The 763-nt window shown below is 72.1% G+C and carries 1 protein-coding gene; it reads right to left on the bottom strand.

All coding sequences use genetic code 11. The features are described from left to right. Window positions 1-113: 113 nt before the first annotated feature. Window positions 114-383, bottom strand: coding sequence for a hypothetical protein (locus tag AX737_RS21110; protein WP_066924657.1), 270 nt, complete (start codon window positions 381-383; stop codon window positions 114-116). Between the last annotated feature and the right edge of the window lie 380 nt (window positions 384-763).

Below are 763 nucleotides of genomic sequence, written 5' to 3'. Positions count from 1 at the left end.
CGCTCTTGCGCCGAAGTGGACGCCGGTTCGGCGCAAGAGAGCGCGTCAAGACAAGGGGTTGGAGCCGTTCGCGATTGCAACGCGATCGGGAACGGCTCCAGCGCCGGATGCCCTCAGCCGATCGCCACGCCCGTGAGCACGTCCGCCGCGCGCCGGACCTCGGCGACGATCATCTCCTCGCTCTCCGAGCCGCCGGCCATGTCGGCGAGCAGCACGGCGACATCGCGCTTCACGTCCTCGCGGATCTCCGGGTTCTCCTCGGACAGCCGGCCGATCAGGACGCCCAGGACGATCTCCAGCGCGGCGAGCTTCGCGTGGAGGCGCGAGGCGTCGTCGAGCGGGTCGTCCGCGTCCTCCCGGGCTGCGTCGCGGTCGCTGCTCATGCGTGTCTCCTGCATCCGTCCCGGCCCGGCGACCTAGAGCGCCCTCCGCCGAAGCGGATGCCGGTTCGGCGGAGAGCGCGTCACAACAAGGGCTTAGAGCTGCTCCCGATCGCGACGCGATCGGGAGCAGCTCTAAGCGAAGCCGGGGCGCCAGGCCACCGGGCCGTCGCGGCAGGGGTCGAGGGGTCAGTAGGGCTGCGGCCGGCGCGTGCGGAGCAGGTCGAGGACGGCAATCCCCAGCGGCGGCAGGATCAGCAGCAAGGCGAAGACGAGGCCCACGGTTCGGCACCCTCCATGCGAGACACCGGATCAATGCGCGGGCCCGGCATCCGGTTCGGCGGCGACCCGCGGACCGGCCGGTCAGGCGATGCCGGGCCCGC

Source organism: Methylobacterium sp. CCH5-D2 (assembly GCF_001556475.1).
Lineage (GTDB): Bacteria > Pseudomonadota > Alphaproteobacteria > Rhizobiales > Beijerinckiaceae > Methylobacterium > Methylobacterium hispanicum.
The sequence above is the reverse complement of the archived record's forward strand: the minus strand, read 5'-3'. Positions and strand labels throughout refer to the sequence as shown.

Excerpts from the sequence above, each read along its gene's own strand:
- AX737_RS21110 (WP_066924657.1), bottom strand. The coding sequence starts at position 383 with ATGAGCAGCGACCGCGACGCAGCCCGGGAGGACGCGGACGACCCGCTC.